The 921-nt window shown below is 52.6% G+C and carries 1 protein-coding gene; it reads left to right on the top strand.

Features of this window, described 5'->3' with window-relative positions; genetic code table 11:
* Positions 1-370, top strand: a 370-nt coding sequence (locus F2P44_RS34370) for a hypothetical protein (RefSeq protein WP_223165158.1), incomplete at its 5' end; no start/stop codon positions are given.
* Positions 371-921 lie beyond the last annotated feature (551 nt).

Below are 921 nucleotides of genomic sequence, written 5' to 3'. Positions count from 1 at the left end.
GTGTGGGCGTTTTGGTGAAGTCTTGAGAAACTGCATCATGCCAGAAATGGGTGCGCCCACACCCTCCTTTATGCTTGCGATGCCAAGCCGTTCCCATGCGTTACGCCAGTTTTGCAAGAGCCTCTATCTTCACCGGGAGGATGCGGTTCAAGGAATTCGTAAAAATGGAGTCTGGATTGAACTTCATCCGCCACAAATACAATTGGCTAGGAGATTGAATAACGGCTATGTAAAGATAGAAGGAATATTTAGTGCGAGTGATCATGGCCATTTTGGGCTTTGGTCCGGATCGATTAATGACGTAAAAATAATATCCGGACGGGTTCCTCTTCCATCGAAAAAGAAGAAGAATTTGATGAGGATGAAATAAGCCGTGTTTGCTTTTCGGCACTGTAATTGGGTAGCAATGTACCTGCAAATTGGGTTATTTGCGCCAGTCACACCTTTGAGCCTCGCTGTGGAAAGAGAGGGGGCGGAGAATTTGGCCCAATGTCGTTTTGAGTGGAATCAGCTGGCGCAAAATAGGACCTGATTCCGTGTCCCCAATTTGACCGTCGCTTTTCCGTCCGACCATGCCGCTGTCCACGGCTGTTGCGGCTTAGTCGGCCGCCTATGAATGATGCCAGGCACGATTTCAGGCCAGTTTTGGTGTATCAGCCCATGCGCTCTCCGTCCGGCATGCCAGAATCATGAATTTGCCCAGTCAATCGTTCCGTCTGCCGCCGCCTGCCGGTCCCAGGTAAGCCGCGATCGGCGTGTAGCCGTCGACGCCCTGGTAGGTGCGGCTCACATCCTCGTAAGTGCCCCATGAACCCCAGGCTGTTCAGGGAACCGTTTCGCTGGCTAAATCATGGCTATGCAAATTCCACGGCAACAGCGCCTCCACCTCGTCCACCGTCGTCGCCAGCGGCAAGCTGCGCA

It is taken from the genome of Massilia frigida (genome assembly GCF_011682175.1).
Taxonomy (GTDB): domain Bacteria; phylum Pseudomonadota; class Gammaproteobacteria; order Burkholderiales; family Burkholderiaceae_D; genus Telluria_A; species Telluria_A frigida.
The sequence above is the reverse complement of the archived record's forward strand: the minus strand, read 5'-3'. Positions and strand labels throughout refer to the sequence as shown.